The organism is Clostridium sp. YIM B02569 (genome assembly GCF_022320765.1).
GTDB classification, from domain to species: domain Bacteria; phylum Bacillota; class Clostridia; order Clostridiales; family Clostridiaceae; genus Clostridium; species Clostridium beijerinckii.
On sequence record NZ_JAKJJX010000040.1, the window covers coordinates 22,531 to 41,654 of the forward strand.

Annotated in this window: 18 protein-coding genes; 7 read left to right on the plus strand and 11 right to left on the minus strand. The window is 29.2% G+C overall.

What is annotated here, in order from left to right:
* Window positions 1-10 precede the first annotated feature (10 nt).
* The 11 genes from L3B96_RS25390 to rpmH form a co-directional block, all read right to left on the minus strand.
* Window positions 11-871: a ParB/RepB/Spo0J family partition protein gene (locus L3B96_RS25390; RefSeq protein WP_238948930.1), complete on the minus strand. Its 861-nt coding sequence runs from the start codon at window positions 869-871 to the stop codon at window positions 11-13.
* Window positions 872-879: 8 nt separating this feature from the next.
* Window positions 880-1,641 (minus strand): AAA family ATPase, encoded by a 762-nt coding sequence (locus L3B96_RS25395; RefSeq protein ID WP_012061244.1) that lies wholly within the window; start codon window positions 1,639-1,641, stop codon window positions 880-882.
* Window positions 1,642-1,993: 352 nt separating this feature from the next.
* A complete protein-coding gene (noc, locus tag L3B96_RS25400; RefSeq protein WP_012061245.1) occupies window positions 1,994-2,776 on the minus strand; it encodes a nucleoid occlusion protein in 783 nt (260 codons plus the stop codon).
* Between the two features lie 137 nt (window positions 2,777-2,913).
* Window positions 2,914-3,633, minus strand: a complete 720-nt coding sequence (gene rsmG, locus L3B96_RS25405; protein ID WP_238948931.1) for a 16S rRNA (guanine(527)-N(7))-methyltransferase RsmG — start codon at window positions 3,631-3,633, stop codon at window positions 2,914-2,916.
* Window positions 3,634-3,656: 23 nt separating this feature from the next.
* Complete coding sequence (gene mnmG, locus L3B96_RS25410) at window positions 3,657-5,537, minus strand: tRNA uridine-5-carboxymethylaminomethyl(34) synthesis enzyme MnmG (protein ID WP_238948932.1); 1,881 nt, start codon at window positions 5,535-5,537, stop codon at window positions 3,657-3,659.
* A 9-nt stretch (window positions 5,538-5,546) separates the two neighbouring features.
* Complete coding sequence (gene mnmE / locus L3B96_RS25415) at window positions 5,547-6,935, minus strand: tRNA uridine-5-carboxymethylaminomethyl(34) synthesis GTPase MnmE (RefSeq protein ID WP_012061248.1); 1,389 nt, start codon at window positions 6,933-6,935, stop codon at window positions 5,547-5,549.
* A gap of 180 nt (window positions 6,936-7,115) precedes the next feature.
* Window positions 7,116-7,742 (minus strand): RNA-binding cell elongation regulator Jag/EloR, encoded by a 627-nt coding sequence (jag, locus tag L3B96_RS25420; RefSeq protein ID WP_012061249.1) that lies wholly within the window; start codon window positions 7,740-7,742, stop codon window positions 7,116-7,118.
* 45 nt (window positions 7,743-7,787) lie between these two features.
* A complete protein-coding gene (locus tag L3B96_RS25425; RefSeq protein ID WP_012061250.1) occupies window positions 7,788-8,552 on the minus strand; it encodes a membrane protein insertase YidC in 765 nt (254 codons plus the stop codon).
* A 23-nt stretch (window positions 8,553-8,575) separates the two neighbouring features.
* On the minus strand, window positions 8,576-8,785 hold the full coding sequence (gene yidD / locus L3B96_RS25430) for a membrane protein insertion efficiency factor YidD (RefSeq protein ID WP_012061251.1): 210 nt from the start codon (window positions 8,783-8,785) through the stop codon (window positions 8,576-8,578).
* Window positions 8,757-9,134 carry a ribonuclease P protein component gene (gene rnpA, locus L3B96_RS25435; protein ID WP_012061252.1) on the minus strand — a complete coding sequence of 126 codons (378 nt, stop codon included), beginning with the start codon at window positions 9,132-9,134 and terminating at the stop codon, window positions 8,757-8,759. The genes yidD and rnpA overlap by 29 nt, the downstream gene beginning before the upstream one ends.
* Window positions 9,135-9,193: 59 nt before the next feature.
* Entirely contained in the window at window positions 9,194-9,328 is a 135-nt protein-coding gene (rpmH, locus tag L3B96_RS25440) for a 50S ribosomal protein L34 (protein ID WP_008419045.1), read from the minus strand.
* Between the two features lie 498 nt (window positions 9,329-9,826).
* Between rpmH and dnaA the strand changes: the two genes are divergently transcribed.
* From dnaA to gyrA, 7 genes are all read left to right on the plus strand, one after another.
* Window positions 9,827-11,176, plus strand: a complete 1,350-nt coding sequence (dnaA, locus tag L3B96_RS25445) for a chromosomal replication initiator protein DnaA (RefSeq protein ID WP_011967366.1) — start codon at window positions 9,827-9,829, stop codon at window positions 11,174-11,176.
* Between the two features lie 261 nt (window positions 11,177-11,437).
* Window positions 11,438-12,538, plus strand: coding sequence for a DNA polymerase III subunit beta (gene dnaN / locus L3B96_RS25450; RefSeq protein WP_238948933.1), 1,101 nt, complete (start codon window positions 11,438-11,440; stop codon window positions 12,536-12,538).
* 36 nt (window positions 12,539-12,574) lie between these two features.
* Window positions 12,575-12,781 carry a S4 domain-containing protein YaaA gene (gene yaaA, locus L3B96_RS25455; protein WP_031276195.1) on the plus strand — a complete coding sequence of 69 codons (207 nt, stop codon included), beginning with the start codon at window positions 12,575-12,577 and terminating at the stop codon, window positions 12,779-12,781.
* Window positions 12,782-12,829: 48 nt separating this feature from the next.
* The gene (gene recF, locus L3B96_RS25460; protein ID WP_238901125.1) at window positions 12,830-13,933 is read left to right on the plus strand and encodes a DNA replication/repair protein RecF; all 1,104 of its coding nucleotides are present in this window, start codon (window positions 12,830-12,832) and stop codon (window positions 13,931-13,933) included.
* Window positions 13,933-14,193, plus strand: a complete 261-nt coding sequence (locus L3B96_RS25465) for an extracellular matrix/biofilm biosynthesis regulator RemA family protein (protein ID WP_011967370.1) — start codon at window positions 13,933-13,935, stop codon at window positions 14,191-14,193. The genes recF and L3B96_RS25465 overlap by 1 nt, the downstream gene beginning before the upstream one ends.
* Before the next feature lie 54 nt (window positions 14,194-14,247).
* Entirely contained in the window at window positions 14,248-16,155 is a 1,908-nt protein-coding gene (gene gyrB / locus L3B96_RS25470; protein WP_238901126.1) for a DNA topoisomerase (ATP-hydrolyzing) subunit B, read from the plus strand.
* Window positions 16,156-16,178: 23 nt separating this feature from the next.
* Window positions 16,179-18,641 carry a DNA gyrase subunit A gene (gene gyrA / locus L3B96_RS25475; protein WP_238948934.1) on the plus strand — a complete coding sequence of 821 codons (2,463 nt, stop codon included), beginning with the start codon at window positions 16,179-16,181 and terminating at the stop codon, window positions 18,639-18,641.
* Window positions 18,642-19,124 lie beyond the last annotated feature (483 nt).

Consider the following 19,124-nt stretch of genomic DNA (forward strand, 5'->3'; position numbering starts at 1 on the left):
ACGTGAAACATTACATATTAATAATGTCGAGTATTCTTTGAAGATCTTCCTCTGAATAATATTCAATTTCTATTTTACCCTTGTTTTTCTTGTTTAAAATATTTACCTTTGTTCCAAAATAGTTCTGAAGCTGATTCTTAATTTCTTTATAATAAGGATTTACTTCTCCTATATTTTCATTATTTTTTTCCTTTTCAATATCATCATTAATTCTTTTTATTAATCTTTCTAATTCTCTAACGGATAATTTTTCATCAATTACCTGCTGAGCTATTTCATACTGTTTCTGCTTATCATTTATTGAAAGAAGCACTCTTCCATGTCCTTCCGTTATGATACTCTCAATTATATATTGTTGAACACGTTCATCCAGATTCATCAATCTCATTGTATTAGCAATAGCAACCCTTGACTTTCCTATTCTTTTACTTAATTCTTCTTGTGTTATTTTAAAATCATTTAACAATTTTCTATATGCTAAAGCCTCTTCTATTGGATTTAAGTCTTGGCGTTGAATATTCTCTATCAATGATATTTCTAATATATCTCTATCACTTAATTCCATTATTATTGCTGGGACTTCTTTTAAGCCAACAATTTTAGCCGCTCTCCATCTGCGCTCTCCAGCAACTATAATGTATCTATCATCTTTTAGCTCTCTTAAAATTAAAGGTTGAATAACACCATGGGTTTTGATTGACTCTGCTAATTCAGCTATTTTTTCTGAATCAAATAATTTTCTTGGTTGATCTTCATCACTTTTAATTTTATTTATAGGAATGAGCAAACTATTATTTTCTTGTTCAGTATTATCTGATTCCTCCGGTATAAGTGCGCCTAATCCTTTTCCTAAGGCGAATTTCTTTGCCATTCTATCACCTACTGTCTCTCTAAAAACTCTTTAGTTAATTTTACATACGCCTCAGCGCCCTTACATTTTTCGTCATACAACATTATCGGAAGTCCAAAGCTTGGCGCCTCTGCAAGCCTTACATTTCTAGATATTGTAGCTTCATATACCTTATTCTTAAAATATTTTTTTACTTCTTTCAAAACTTCATTACTAAGATTTGTCCTATAATCAAACATTGTCATTACAACACCTTCGATTTCTAGCTTTTTATTAAGAGATTTTTTTACTAATTGTATTGTGTTTATTAATTGACTAACTCCCTCCAATGCATAGAATTCACATTGTATTGGTATTAGCACTGAATCTGCACATGTTAATGCATTTATTGTTAATACCCCTAAAGACGGCGGACAATCTATAAACACATAGTCATATTCTGATTCAATTTCTTTTAATTTATTCTTCATTATATTTTCCCTATCACTTCTATTTATAAGTTCCACCTCTGCACCAGCTAGTTCCATCGTTGACGGTGATATGTACAAGTTCTGGACTAAGTCACTCCTTACTATAGATTCCTTCATAGTTGCATCAGAAATTAACACATCGTAAATGGATAAGTCTAAATTACTTTTATCCAATCCTAATCCACTCGTAGTATTTCCTTGAGGATCTATGTCTATAGTCAATACTCTATAACCTTCCATTGCTAAGTATGCACATAAGTTTATATTAGTAGTTGTTTTCCCAACCCCACCTTTTTGATTAAAAATGCAAATTACTTTCATAAGCACAGCCCTAAAAGAGCGTCCCCCCTTTCCATATTAATATTATATATACTTTTTTATTATAATAAAAGAATTATGTTCTAAAAAACAATAACTCTTAATAAAATATATTCTATCATAAAATATTTTTCATTAATTCTTAATTTTCTGTGTATAAATATGATTGACAATCCTATATTTCTATATTTATAAATATAAGATTAATATATACTTGCAATAATAAATTTACATTTATAATTCCAGTCATGTAATCCCTAAGTTAAGACCAAAATGTAGAAATTTAATTACAACATGTATATATAATTAAAGTTAAGGCAATACTTAGTAAAACCTTAACTTCCAATTATTCCGCTTATTTTTTTGTTTTTGGTATCTTTACTACTACTTCTATAAACTCATCATCATCTTTATATGCATATTCAGCTGGAATATCAAATTTCTGCAAAACTTGTTTTATTGTATTAACATAAAGTTTAGCCGGCAATACGCCTCTTATATTTCTTTTATTCTTATTTTTTAATTCTTCTCCAGCTAATTTAAGCAATTCTTTGTTAATTAATTCCTCTGTTTTCTTAACATTTAATCCGTCTTTTATTACTTTTTGAACAATTCTTAACTGCATTTCTTCAGTCGGAATTGTTAATAAAGCTCTTGCATGTCTTTCAGTTAATTTATTCTTTAAGCATAATTCCCTAACTTCACTACTTAACTTTAGCAATCTTAATTTATTAGCGATTGTTGATTGCTTCTTTCCCATCTTTTTTGCTAATTCATCTTGCGTAAAATTATGATCACTTATTAAATTATAATACGCTTCTGCTTCTTCTATGTAATTTAAATCTTCTCTTTGAAGATTTTCAAGTAGAGCTATCTGAGCAGATTCAGAGTCAGTTATATCTATAATATTGCAAGGAACCGTCTCTAACTCAGCTAACTTAGCTGCTCTAAGTCTTCTCTCTCCTGCTACCAATTCAAAGACCTCTCCACGCCGTCTTACAGTAATTGGTTGAATTATTCCATGTTCTCTAATTGATTGTGATAATTCTTCTATAGCTTCTTCATTAAAATATTTACGTGGTTGATAAATATTTGGAATGACTTTATTTATGCTAATACTTACTATTTCATTATTCATGTTCCCAACCCATCCCTTATTAAAATACTACATACATATTTTACCTTAATATCCTTATTTGTCTATTTAACTCCTACCTTAATATTTTATCATATACCTGCTTACATAATCAAATTTCAATTATTTATGTAATATCTTTATTTAATTGGATTTTTACTTATTACTCCTGCTCTTCTTGGATATCCCTTAGGAGATCTATCTATCTTTTTCACGACAACTAAATTATGTTTTAATTCTGTATCTTCAATGTTAATTTCACAAACTTCCAATACTTTTCCACCTAAAATCTTTATTGCATTTGTGCTCTCTGTAATTTCTTGATCAACTGATGGACCTTTTAGCGCAATAAAACTTCCTCCAACTTTTACATATGGTAAGCATAATTCAGATAATACACTCATATTTGCAACGGCCCTAGATGTTGCAATATCAAAATTCTCTCTTAGCTTAATATCTTTTGCTCCATCTTCAGCCCTAGAATGTATAGTTGTTACATTAGATACTCCAATTCTATTAATAACTGTGTTTAAAAAACTCACTCTTTTGTTCAATGAATCTAATAATGTAACATTCAAATCAGCTCTCATTATTGCAATAGGCAAACCTGGAAAACCAGCTCCTGTACCAACATCTATTAAGCTGCTAGCAATTTTGAATTCATCTCTTTTAAATGCTTTTATTGAATCAATAAAATGCTTTTTGATTATTTCTTCATCATCAATTATAGCTGTTAAATTAATCTTTTCATTCCATTCTTGAAGAAGTTTCATATAATCAATAAATTTTTCATACTGCTCTTTCGATAGTTGTAAACCAACATCTTCTGCTGATTTAGACATTAAATCATAAAACTTCATAATTCCTCCAATAATAATTAAAATTATTTATTATAATAATGTTCAAGATAAATAAGTAATACTGAAATATCTGCTGGAGACACTCCTGAAATACGTGTTGCCTGACCTATGCTTATTGGTCTAATATCACTTAACTTTTGTATTGCTTCAGTTCTTAACCCCTTAATATCACTATAATTAATATCCTTAGGTAATAATTTCTTTTCAAATTTCTTAAATTGAGCAACTTGTTCAAGCTGACTTTGGATATATCCTTCATATTTTGTTAATATATTAATTTGCTCTCCAACGTCATGAGGTAATTCTGGCCTCTCTGAATCTATTTGTTGTAAATCAAAGTAATCTAATTCAGGTCTTTGTAGTAGTTCATAAAAAGTAATTGGCTTTCTCAATTCAGCTGAATTTAATGATATTAAAAATTCATTTATTTCTTTTTTATTAGTTACCTTTAAATTCTTTAATCGTTCTAATTCATTTTCAATATTTTGTTTCCTCTTTATAAATTTATCATATCTTTCCTCTGTGACTAATCCAACTCTATACCCTAAATCCGTTAATCTAAAATCTGCATTATCCTGCCTCAATAATAATCTATATTCTGCTCTTGAAGTCATCATCCTATAAGGTTCATTAGTCCCTTTTGTAACTAAATCATCTATTAGAACTCCTATATAAGCATCAGATCTAGTTAATATTAGTGGTTCTTTTTCTTTAATTTTTAATGCTGCATTTATACCTGCAATTAACCCCTGTGCTCCAGCCTCTTCATATCCTGAACTTCCATTAAGCTGACCTGCACCATATAATCCCTCAATATCTTTAAATTCTAATGTTGGTTTTAATTGAGTAGGATCAATTGAATCATACTCAATTGCATATGCAGTTCTCATCATTTCAACATTTTCAAGTCCTGGCAAGGTTTTAAGCATTTCAATTTGTACTTCTTCTGGTAAAGATGATGAAAATCCACCTACATACATTTCTAGTGTGTCAATCCCCTCAGGTTCAATAAATATTTGATGTTGTGGTTTATCTGGAAATCTCATTATTTTATCTTCTATTGATGGACAATATCTAGGACCAACACCTTTTATACTTCCATTATAAATTGGAGATCTTCCTATATTATCTCTAATTATTTTACGTGTTTCATCATTTGTATAGGTTAAATAACAAGATACTTGTTCCCTTTCAATATTTTCACTCATAAATGAAAAAGGTATTATATTATCATCACCATTTTGTTCTATCATCTTAGAAAAATCCACAGATCTTCTATTTATCCTAGCTGGGGTTCCAGTTTTGAATCTCCTCAAAGAAACTCCTAAATCTAATAATGATTGTGATAGGTCATTAGCTGGAAATAAACCATTAGGACCGCCACTATATGATACTTCACCAATTATAATTTTTCCTTTTAAATATGTACCAGTTGCAAGAATTACCGCCTTACATTTAAAAATAGCTCCATTTTTAGTAACTACGCCTGTCACCTTTCCATTCTCAACATTAAGTTCAGTTACCTCAATTTGCCTTATTTTAAGATTTTCCTGTTCCTCTAAAATTCTCTTCATTCTAAATTGATAACTTTTTTTATCTGCTTGAGCTCTCAATGAGTGAACTGCTGGTCCTTTTGAAGTATTCAACATTCTTGACTGGATAAATGTATTATCAATATTGATCCCCATTTCTCCACCAAGTGCATCAATTTCCCTAACTAAATGACCTTTTGCAGTACCACCGATATTAGGATTACAAGGCATCAATGCTATTGAATCTAAATTTATTGTACATACTAATGTATTAAGGCCTAATCTTGCTGATGCCAATGCAGCTTCACATCCCGCATGACCTGCACCAACAACAACTATATCGAATTGACCACCATCATAATTTACTGCCATTACTTTTACCTACTTTCCTACACAAAATTCACTAAAAATTTTGTTTAATAAATCTTCTTCTAATTCATCTCCAGTTATTTCTCCTAAAGCTTTCATAGCCGCTGTTATATAAATTGATATTAAATCAAGATATTCATTAGCATTAATTTTATCTAAAGCCATTTTACAATTTTCTAATGATTTATATAACGCTTGCTTATGTCGTGCATTAGAAATTATTAAGCTTTCAGAGCTTATCTCTCCATTAAAGAATAACTTTTTAACTTCATCTTTTAAAATATCTATTCCTTGGCCAGTTTTAGCTGATATATTTATTATATTACTTAAATTCTTAAGTATTTCTTCTTGAATTTTTATATCTTTCAAATCCATCTTATTTAATAATACTATATATTTTCTATTCTTTATTTTATTAATTATTCTACTGTCTTCTTCATCTATATATCTAGATGCATCAAGCATGAGTATTATTAGATCTGCTTCTTCAATTTTCTCTTTTGATTTTTCCACACCTATTTTTTCTACTACATCTTCTGTATCTCTTATTCCTGCTGTATCGGTTATTTTAACCGGTATTCCATCAAGATTTATATATTCCTCAATTATATCTCTAGTTGTCCCTGGGACATCTGTTACTATAGCTCTATTTTCTCTTAATAATGCATTAAGTAATGAAGATTTTCCTACATTTGGTTTTCCTACAATAACTATATTGAGTCCATCTCTCACAATTTTACCCGCATCCGCATTAGACAATAAGGTTTCAATTTTTGAATTTGTATTCTCGATCCCATCTTTAATCTGTAAAATTAAATTGTCATCAACGATATCCTCATCATCTTCTGTAAAATCAACTGCATATTCAATTAGCGCTAAAACGTTTAGCAAATACCCTCTTAATTCATTTATTTCTTTAGATAAAGCCCCTTTGCTTTGAATCATAGCGGCTTTCATCGATAACTCTGTTTTAGCAGTTATTATATCCATAACTGCTTCGGCCTGACTCAAATCTATTCTTCCATTTAAAAATGCTCTTTTAGTAAATTCTCCAGGTTCTGCAAGTCTTGCACCAGCTTTGATAACCTGATCTAATACACTATTAGTAGATATAACTCCTCCATGACAATTTATTTCTACCACGTTTTCACCCGTATAGCTTCTTGGCGCTTTCATATAACTTAAAATAACTTCATCAATTATCTCTTTTTTGTTCTCTAAATCCACAATATTACCATACTTCATAGTGTATGTTTTCATGCTTTCAATATCGTATTTATTCCTAGGAGTAAATATCTTACTAGCAATCTTTAAAACATTCTCCCCTGAAATTCTTATTATTGAAACTCCGCCTTCTCCGATTGGTGTAGCGATCGCACAAATAGTATCAAATTCTTTCATTTAATTTCCTCCTCTTTTTAAAGAAGAATATTTTCTAAACTAAAACTCCTTTTTAACTATTATCAATTTTACATAACAAAATTTAAATAGTCAAAGTTATATTAGCTAAAACTTCTCTTTTTAATCATAAATTTTATTTATAAACTTAAAAAGAAAGCCATTATGGCTTTCTTTTTAAGTTTAATCTTTCTTTAATTCAACGACTACCCTTCTAAACGGCTCCTCGCCCTCACTATATGTATTAACAAAGGCATCTTCCTGAAGTGCAGAATGAATGATTCTTCTCTCGTATGGATTCATTGGCTCTAGTTTAAATGATTTTTTTGTTTTCTTAACTCTATTAGCTGTTTTAATTGCAACACCTTTAAGAGTTTCCTCTCTTTTGCTTCTATAATCTTCGGTATCTAGTATAACCTTTTTATGAGGAAGTTCATGTAACTTATTAACTACAAGTGAAACTAAATATTGAATAGAATCTAATGTCTCTCCTCTATAACCAATTATCACTCCCATTTTTTCTCCGGATAAATTAATTATAATGCTATCATTCTCTTCTTTAATATCAATAGTTGCCTCAACTTCCATTCCCTTGAGTATATGAACTATAAAGTTTCGTGCTTCTTCAATATAATTATATTTTCTAGAAACTCTAATTCTTGCTGGTTTAACTCCTATAACATTAAATAAACCCTTTGAGCCATGATCCAAAATTTCAATATCAACCATATCCTTATTTGCATCAAGTTCACTTAAAGCTTTATTTAAGGCTTCTTCAACAGTCTTTCCTTCCACTTCTACTGATTTCATCTGTTAATTCACCACCTCTAATATCAAAGCAAAATCACTTTTTGATTATTTCTTTTTTCTCTTTTTACTAGCTGAATTTTTAGATTCTTCCACTGCCATAACAAATTTATCTGATTCTGTTACAGCATCTTTTTGAGTCTTATCATCCATCTCTCTCATTGCTGGCCTATAGTTTAAAAAATATGTTTGTATTGTTTGAATTAAATTACCAATTATCCAGTAAAGTACAAGTATTGATTTAAAATTCAATGACATAACACCCATCATTCCAGCCATAACTAAATTCATACTTCCCATATTCATTCCACCTGGTTGTGATGGTGTTGATTTAGACATTAAATAAGATGGTATATATGTTGACAATGCAGCTAATACTGGTAATATATAATATTTATCTGGTGCAAATAAATCGTGAATCCATAGGAATGAAGCACCTTCTATTCCTTGTATCCCCATAAATACCCAATAGAGAGCCATTAGTATAGGTAGAGGTAATAATGATGGAAGGCATCCACCAGCTACACTAACATTATTCTCCTTATATAGCCTCATAGTTTCAGTATTCAATTTTTGAGGATCGTCTTTGTACTTAGCCTGAAGCTTTTTCACTTCTGGTTGAATTTTCTGCATTCCTTGTGATGACTTTGCTGCCTTAATGTTAAATGGTAATATTAAAATTCTTATAATCAATGTAAAAATAAATATTGCCAAAACATAAGATAGCCCAACATCCGATATTCCCATACTAACTATAAAGTCATGCAGGGAATCAAATATCCCTTTCATAAAGTTAACTATTGCTTGAAACATTAAAATATATACCTCCTAATATCTCACCTAACCGGATCATATCCACCCTTACAAAAAGGATTACATCTTAATATTCTGTAAACTGCTAATGCACTACCTTTAAAAGCTCCATATTTATTTATGGCATCTATTGCATATTGTGAACAAGTAGGCACAAATCTACAGCATGAAGATCTTCCAGGTGAAATATATTTTCTATAAAATTTAATTAGGCGTATTAGTAATTTCTTCATTATTATATAAGCCTGCCTTTTTAATTAAACTTCTCATAGCTCTTTCTACTTCAAAGTAGCTTTTACTTTGAAGAGGATTTCTTGCTATAAAAACAAAATCATATCCCTTTACTATATAATTATAATTTAATCTAAAGCTTTCAGTTATTAATCTTTTACATCTACTTCTAACAACACTATTCCCAACTTTTTTACTTACAGAAATACCTACCTTGCTATAGGCTAAAAAATCTCTATCCTTATTCCTTCTATTTTTTAATATGTACATAACTAGAAGCTCATTTGCAAATGATTTACCTCTTTTATATACAATTGTAAATTCAAAATTTTTCTTTAATCTATAAATCATAGATATTTTTATACTCCTTTTTTCCCTGCATTTGCAGAAAAAAGGCCACTAATGGGCCCTTAAGCTGTTAATTTTTTTCTTCCTTTTTGTCTTCTACTCTTAAGAATGTTTCTTCCTGATTGAGTGCTCATTCTTTTTCTAAAACCATGTTCTTTTTTTCTTTGTCTCTTTTTAGGTTGGTAAGTCATAAACATTACATATGCACCCCCTTAAATTTATTATTTATAGTAAAAACTATACTTCGCTATTTAAATTTTACTTTATCATTATATAGATATACTATTTTTCTGTCAAGGTGGTAATAATTGTTGATAAATATATTTATATATATTTTTTTGTGGATAACTTATTGAATATGAGTATTTACTTATGTTATCATAAATATTATGTTGTGAATAACTTATTAATATAAAAACTTATCCACATGTGTGGATAAAATTGTGCATAACTTGTTTATTTTTATTGTTAGTACATGCTTTATAGTTGATTTTATTTAGATCTTAGCATGTTTATAACACTTAATAACAGATTGTTATTAAATTTATAGAAATTTAATATATACACATAGTTATTAACATGTTGATATATTTATATACATACTTGGCTATAATATATGAATGTTAATATCCTTGTTGATAAACTGTACATAACTATTATAAAAATTTTTTTATTACAATATTGGAGGAATAAGAATGGATGCCGATCTTAAAAATTTATGGGATAAAACCTTAGATATTATAAAAAGTGAGCTAAGTGAAGTTAGTTTTAATACTTGGATTAAAAGCTGCGAACCTCTGTCTATTTCTTCTAATACTCTAAAGATAAGCGTTCCAAATTCCTTTACTCAAGATATTTTAGATAAAAGATATAAAGATTTAGTTGCAAATTCCATAAAAGCAGTATGTTCAAAATTATATACAATTGAATTTATTATAATGTCTGAAATCTATGAAAAAGAAGAAATTAAGAGTTCATCAAATCAGAAATCAAAAGCTATTGTAGTTAATGATGAAATGTCGTCTACATTAAATCCAAAATATACTTTTAATTCTTTTGTAATAGGTAATAGTAATAGATTTGCTCATGCTGCATCTTTGGCAGTTGCAGAATCACCAGCAAAAGCATATAACCCGTTATTCATATATGGTGGAGTCGGACTTGGAAAGACTCACTTAATGCATGCTATCGGTCATTACATCTTAGATGGTAATCCTAATGCTAAAGTTGTATATGTCTCATCTGAAAAATTTACCAATGAATTAATAAACGCTATAAAAGATGATAAGAATGAAGAATTCAGAAATAAATACAGGAATGTTGATATCTTACTTATAGATGATATACAATTTATAGCCGGAAAAGAGCGTACTCAAGAAGAATTCTTTCATACATTTAATGCGTTACATGATGCGAATAAACAAATTATATTATCTTCAGATAGACCGCCAAAAGAAATTCCAACATTAGAAGATAGGCTTCGATCTAGATTTGAATGGGGCTTAATAGCAGATATTCAAGTCCCTGATTTCGAAACTAGAATGGCAATACTAAAAAAGAAAGCTGATGTTGAAAATCTAAATGTAGCAAATGAAGTTATGGGGTACATTGCTACTAAAATTAAATCTAATATAAGAGAACTTGAAGGCGCACTAATAAGAATAATTGCTTACTCCTCATTAACTAACAGAGAAGTTACTGTAGATTTAGCTACAGAAGCATTAAAAGATATAATATCTAAAAAGCAAGGAAAGCATGTGACTATTGACTTAATACAAGATGTAGTTTCTAGTTACTTTAATTTGCGTGTTGAAGATTTAAAATCTCAAAGGCGGACTAGAAATGTTGCTTACCCAAGGCAAATAGCAATGTATTTAAGTAGAAAGCTAACAGATATGTCTTTACCTAAAATTGGAGAAGAATTTGGAGGAAGAGATCATACCACAGTAATACATGCTTATGAGAAAATATCTGAGAATCTCAAAACTGATGATTCATTACAAAGTACTGTTAACGACATTACAAAAAAATTGACTCAGAATTAATCCACAGAGCTGTATAATAAGTACATAATAACTTGTGGATAATATTTTTTTAGTTATATTATGCTTATACTTGTGGATAACCAGTCTGTTTTGTTACTGATTTATCCACAATATTTTTGAATTAAATTTTGTTGATATTACAGCGATTATACTAGTTATCAACAAATTAACAGCCCCTACTACTATTATTACTATAAAAATATTTATCTAACTACTAATTATCATCTTTAATTCTTGTGAATAAAATAAGGAGGATTTTCAATGATCTTTACATGTGAAAAACAAAAAATATTAGAAGGTATATCAATAGTTCAAAAAGCCATAACAGGTAAATCAACAATGCCCATATTAGAAGGTATTTATATAAATGCACATAATTCAACAATAACTCTTATAGGTTCAGATATGGATGTTAGTATTCAAACATTAGTTGATGCAACTATTATGGAAGAAGGAAGTATAGTTATTGATGCTAAAATATTTGGAGAAATAATAAGAAAACTGCCTAATTCAACTATAAGAATAGAAACTATGGAAAATCAGCTAATAAAAATAACTTGTGAAAAATCCATATTTGATGTAGTTTATATGAACACAAATGAATTTCCAGAGTTACCTGAAATTAATGAGAATTTAAAAATATCAGTAAATCAAAATATATTAAAAAATATGATAAAAGGGACTTCTTTTGCTATCGCTCAAGACGAAACAAGACCTATTCTTCAAGGAATATTATTCGAAGTGAGAAATAAAAACTTAAACCTAGTTGCTCTAGATGGATATAGACTAGCTATAAAAAGTGAATTTTTGGATACGGATATTGATATAGAAGTTGTAATTCCAGGAAAAACATTAAATGAAGTATCAAAGATACTAGAAGATATAGATGAGATTGTGGATATAACATTTACTAATAACCATATATTATTTAATTTAAAAAGAACTAAAATAATATCTAGATTATTAGAAGGTAAGTTCATAAATTATAAATCATTATTACCACAAGAACACAAACTATTTGTAAATGTTAATAGACAAGAACTACAAAATGCGATAGAAAGAGCATCTCTAATGGCTAAGGATGGAAATACTAACTTAATAAAATTAGATTTACATCAAGATAACTTAGTAATAACCTCTAATTCTCAATTGGGAAAGGTAAGAGATGAAATTTCGATAAAATTGCAAGGAGATGAAATAGAAATTGCATTTAACTCAAAATATCTGTTAGATGTTTTAAAGAACATGGAGGATAATGAAGTTGTTATGAAAATGACATCTGGTATAAGCCCATGTGTTATTGAAGAACATAATAATGAAAATGCAAAATATTTAGTTTTGCCAGTAAGACTAATGAGATAGGAGGATAAATATTATTTTAATATTTATATAATGAAAATGAATAAAATAAAAATTGATACTGAAATTATAAAATTAGATGCTTTTTTAAAATGGGCATCTATTGCTAGCTCAGGTTCAGAAGCTAAGATTTATGTGCAAGATGGAATGATAAAGGTTAATGGAGAAGTTTGTACTCAAAGAGGTAAAAAATTAAGAATTGGAGATGTAGTAAACTTCGAAGGTTCAGATTTTGAAATAATATAGAGATAGTTATTTGATTAGTTATGATATAATTATTATAGGTGTATTTTTATGTATGTTAAAAATATAAATTTGCTTAATTATAGGAATTATAAAAAATTAAGCGTAGAATTGACTGAAAATGTTAATGTGTTTGTGGGAGATAATGCTCAAGGAAAAACAAATATTTTAGAATCAGTATATTATTGTGCTTTTGCAAAATCACACAGAACATCAAAAGATAAAGAATTAATAAATTGGGAAAATAGTACAGCCTACATAAGTTTACTTATAGGGAAAAATAGATTAGATAAAAAGATCGATATAAATATACTCAGAGATGGTAAGAAAGCCATAAAAGTAAACAATATAAAAGTAAATAAGATAGGTGAACTATTTGGAATTTTTAATGTAGTAATGTTTTCTCCAGAAGATTTAAAAGTTATAAAAGAAGCACCAAGTTTGAGAAGAAGAGTATTAGATATGGAATTATCTCAGGTAAATCCAAATTATTACTTCAACTTAGTACAATATAATAAAGTTCTAGGCGAAAGAAACATTGTGTTAAAGAGCAGGTCATTTAGTGAAGATATTTTAGATGTATATGATATGCAATTGAGTAAATATGCTGATTATATTATTTCAAAAAGGTTAGAATATATAAATAAGATAAATTTTTACGGTGATATAATTCATAAAGAAATTACATCTGGAAAAGAAGCAATAAACTTTAAATATAATTGTACTGTTAATCTAGAGAATGGAAAATTTAAAGATAATTATTTAAAAAAACTAAAAGATAATATTCAAAAAGATAGGGAAAAGGGGTTAACATCTGTAGGACCTCATAGAGATGATTTTAGCGTATTTATAAATAATATTGATACTAAGATTTTCGGATCTCAAGGACAACAAAGAACATCGATTCTAACTATGAAATTTGCATCTTTAAAAATCATTAGAGAGATTACAGGTGAATATCCAGTATTATTGTTAGATGATGTTTTATCGGAGCTTGATTTAAATAGGAAAAAATATATATTAAGATCAATAAAGGATATACAAACTATAATAACATGTGCTGGAATTGAGGATTTAAATGATTATTTAGATGATAAAGTCAAGATATTTAATGTATTAAACGGACAAATTTTAAATCAAGGGAGGAATATATAATGTTTTTGCATTTAGGTGAAAATGTAGTAGTTCCCATTAAAGACATTATTGGAATATTCGATCTTCAAAATACGATGTATAGCTCTGACACAATACAATTTTTAAGACTAGCAGAAGAAGACGGATTTGTAGAAAGAATAACAGAAGAAAAGCCAAAGTCGTTTATAATAGCAGAAGTAGATAATAAGAGTAAAATATATTTATCACCAATATCATCAACTACATTAACAAAAAGAACAGATATAGAATATAGTTCTTAGTTTCATAAAATTAAAAATTTTAATAATACTTATTAAGTTTAGGAGGAGTCTGATTTGGAACAAAATAACAGAAAATATGATGAAAATCAGATACAAGTTCTTGAAGGATTAGAAGCAGTAAGAAAAAGACCAGGAATGTATATTGGAAGCACTAGTTCAAGAGGCCTTCATCATTTAGTATATGAAATCGTAGATAATAGCATTGATGAGGCTTTAGCAGGATATTGTAATAAGATAGAAGTATACATTAATGAGGATAATTCGATTACAGTAAATGACGATGGTAGAGGGATGCCTGTAGGAATACATCCTAAGATGGGAAAATCAACTGTTGAAGTTATAATGACAATATTGCACGCAGGTGGTAAATTTGGAGGGGGAGGATATAAGGTTTCAGGTGGATTACACGGAGTTGGTGCATCTGTAGTTAATGCTCTTTCGGAAGAATGTACTGTCACAGTTAATAGAGATGGGCATATATGGCAGCAGAAATATAGTAAAGGAAAGGTTCTAAACGAACTTACAAAAGTAGGGGACAGTGACCAGACTGGAACACAGACATATTTTAAGCCTGATGCAGAAATATTTGATGAAATAGTGTTTGATTTCGAAGTTTTATCTCAAAGATTAAGAGAACTAGCATTCTTAAATAAAGGAATATATATAAGGTTAGTAGATAAAAGAGATGAGAAAGAAGAAGTTTTCCATTACGAGGGTGGAATTAAATCCTTTGTTAGCTACTTGAATAGGAATAAAGTGCCACTTCATGAAGAACCTATATATATTGAAGGGGTGAAAGATAATATATCCGTGGAAGTAGCGCTTCAATATAATGACGGTTATACTGAAAATATATTTTCTTTTGCCAACAATATTGATACAGTTGAAGGCGGAACGCATCTAGTTGGATTTAAAACTGCACTAACTAGAGTATTTAACGATTATGCAAAAAAATTTGGGCATATAAAAGAGAATGACAAGAATTTTACTGGTGATGATATAAGGGAAGGTCTGACTGGAGTAATATCTATAAAAATTGAAGAGCCACAATTTGAGGGGCAAACAAAAACTAAGTTAGGAAATAGCGAAGTAAGAGGAATTGTAGACTCAATTGTTGGTGAAAATATAGGCATATTCCTTGAGGAAAATCCTAACATAGGTAAAATGATTGTTGATAAGGCTCTAATGGCTGCCAGAGCCAGAGATGCAGCTAGAAAAGCAAGAGAATTAACACGAAAATCAGTTTTGGAAAGATCTACATTGCCAGGGAAATTAGCAGATTGTTCATCTAAAGACCCAAGGGAGTGTGAAATTTATATAGTCGAAGGAGATTCGGCAGGTGGATCTGCAAAGCAAGGAAGAAATAGAAAATTCCAAGCTATTTTACCTTTAAGAGGTAAGATATTAAATGTTGAAAAACAAAGATTAGATAGAATATTAAATGCAGATACTATTAGATCAATGATTACTGCATTTGGAGCAGGCATAGGAAATGATTTTGATGTTGAGAAGATTAGATATAATAGAATTATAATTATGACAGATGCCGATGTTGATGGTGCTCATATTAGAACATTATTACTAACATTTTTTTACAGATATATGAGGAATTTAATAGATGATGGGCATGTATACATAGCACAACCACCATTATATAAAGTTAGTAAGAGTAAAAAGGAGTATTATGCATATAGTGATCCTGAATTAGAAAGTGTTTTATCAGAGTTAGGTGGAAAAGATAATTCTACTGATATTCAAAGATATAAAGGTCTTGGAGAAATGAATGCGTCTCAATTATGGGATACAACTATGGATCCGGAAAAGAGAATTTTATTAAAAGTAAACATAGAAGATGCTATGGCAGCCGATGAAATTTTTACAATACTGATGGGCGAAAAAGTCGAACCAAGAAAAGAATTTATACAACAAAATGCTAGAAATGTTGTTAATTTAGATATTTAGTACTGAAATACGAGGTGAAGTACATGGATTTTAATGAAGGAAAAGTTATACCTGTAGATATTAAAAATGAAATGAAGAAATGTTATATAGATTATGCAATGAGTGTTATAGTCGGTCGTGCATTGCCAGATGTAAGAGACGGACTAAAACCTGTTCATAGAAGAATACTATATTCGTTGCAGGAATTGGGATTAACCCCTGAAAAGGGATATAGAAAGTGTGCAAGAATAGTTGGAGATGTTCTAGGTAAATATCATCCACATGGTGATAGTTCAGTTTATGATGCATTAGTTAGAATGGCTCAAGATTTTTCAATGAGATATATGCTAGTTGATGGACATGGAAATTTTGGATCAGTTGATGGTGATAGTGCAGCTGCTATGAGATATACAGAAGCAAAAATGAATAAAATAGCAGTTGAAATGTTAAGAGATATTAATAAGAGCACAGTTGATTTTATGCCTAACTTTGATGGCGAAGAGCAAGAGCCAGTAGTATTACCATCAAGATTTCCTAATCTCTTGGTAAATGGTTCATCAGGAATTGCAGTTGGTATGGCAACTAATATTCCACCACATAATTTGGCTGAAATAATTGATGGGACTATTATGCTTATAGATAATCCTGAAAGCACAGTTTTGGAACTTATGACTAAAATTACAGGACCAGATTTTCCTACAGGGGCTACCATTATGGGTAAAGCAGGAATTAGGGCTGCATATGAAACTGGTAAAGGAAAGATAATAGTAAGAGCGAATGCTGAAATAGAAGAAGAAAACGGAAGGCACTCAATAATTGTTACTGAGATACCATATCAAGTAAATAAAGCAAAACTTGTAGAAAATATTGCTGATTTAGTAAAAGATAAAAAGATTACTGGAATCTCTGACTTGAGAGACGAATCAGACAGAGACGGTATGAGAATTGTAATTGAGCTTAAAAGAGATGCTAATCCAAGTGTAGTATTAAATTTATTATATAAGCATACAAAGCTTCAAGATACATTTGGCATTATTATGTTAGCATTAGTTAATAATGAGCCAAAGGTTTTAAATTTAAAGCAAATACTGGAAAATTATGTAGAATTTCAAAAAGAAGTTATAACAAGAAGAACTATATTTGATTTAAACAAGGCAGAGGCTAGAGCACATATCTTAGAAGGCTTAAAGATAGCATTAGATAACATAGATGAAGTAATAAGTATAATAAGAAATTCTAATACTACTGAAATTGCCAAAAATACTCTAATGGAAAGATTTGAACTTTCTGAAAAGCAATCTCAGGCTATATTAGAGATGAGATTAAGAAGATTAACTGGATTAGAAAGAGGTAAAATCGAGGAAGAGTATAATGAGCTAATGAAACAAATAGAATATTTAAAATCTATTTTAGCTAGTGAAGAAAAACTGTTAGATGTTATTAAAGAGGAACTATTAGAAATAAAGAATAGATACTCAGATGAGAGAAAAAGTAAAATTGAAAAAATAGTAAATGAAATTGATATAGAGGATCTAATTCAAGAAGAAGATGTTGTGATAACATTAACACATTCGGGATATATAAAAAGAATTTCGGCCGACACTTATTCATCACAAAGAAGAGGTGGAAAAGGAATTCAAGCAATGTCAACTAAGGAAGATGATTTTGTTGAGCACTTGATGATAACATCAACACATTCAGATGTACTATTCTTTACAAATAAAGGAAGAGTGTATAAATTAAGAGCTTATGAAGTTCATGATGCTGGAAGACAGGCGAAAGGAACAAATCTGATAAATCTTATAGCAATAGAACCTGATGAAAAGATTCAAACAGTACTTACTGTAACAGATGAGAAAAAAGAAGGCTTTTTGTTTATGGGAACTAAGCAAGGAATAGTAAAGAAGACTCCATTAAGTGAATTTAAAAATCTAAGAAAGAATGGATTAATCGCAATAAGCTTAAAAGATGGCGATGAATTATTAAAAGTAAAGAATACCTATGGTGATGCTAATATTATGGTTGTAACTCAAAATGGTTATGCCGTTAAATTTAATGAAAAAGATGTTAGATCAATGGGAAGAACTGCATCAGGTGTTAAAGCCATTAATTTAAAAGAAGATGATATAGCAGTATGTATGGATATTGCTGTTGATGGAGAAGAGTTATTAGTAATAAGTGAAAATGGATATGGAAAGAGAACTCCTATTGCTGAATATAAGCTTCAAAATAGGGGCGGAGTAGGACTAATAACTTATAAAATTAGTGAAAAGACTGGAAAGCTTGCTGGCGCTACAATTTGTAAGGTAGATGATGAATTAATGCTTATAAATTCTAGTGGAGTAGCTATTAGAATTAATGTAGCAGATATCTCTGTAACAAGTAGATCAGCAATGGGGGTAACATTGATGAGAACGAATGAAGATGAGAAAGTTGTTGCAATAGCTAAAATATTAAGCAGTGATGATCAAGAAACTGAATCTGAAATAAATAATATAGAAGAATAATATTAGATATAATAAATCTTATAAGATTATAAATAAGGCATAACTATTGAATATACGTTATAGCCTTATTTTTTTATAGGTATTATATATTAAAATTTTATAAAAATATCTACATATATGCGAGGTGTATCATAATAAGATATATTAAGTATCATATAGATATATTAATTAATGTTAACATAAATTAATATAATTGGGTTATATTATATAAGTACTGTTGAATTATTATGTTAATATAAAAAACGTCGCTGAAGCAGATAAACACTTTAATTAAATTTAGAAAAAGTATTTTTGATATAATTTAAAAAAAATTTTAAAAAGTTGTTGACAGTGTATAAATCAGGTGATATACTAAAAAAGTCGCTTGAGGGTGATGAAAATTAATAACTACAATGAGAATTGTAGGAAAGAAAATTGGTCTTTGAAAATTGAACAGAATAACATAAATACATTTAAGTAAACCAGCAATTTTTATTTGAGTAA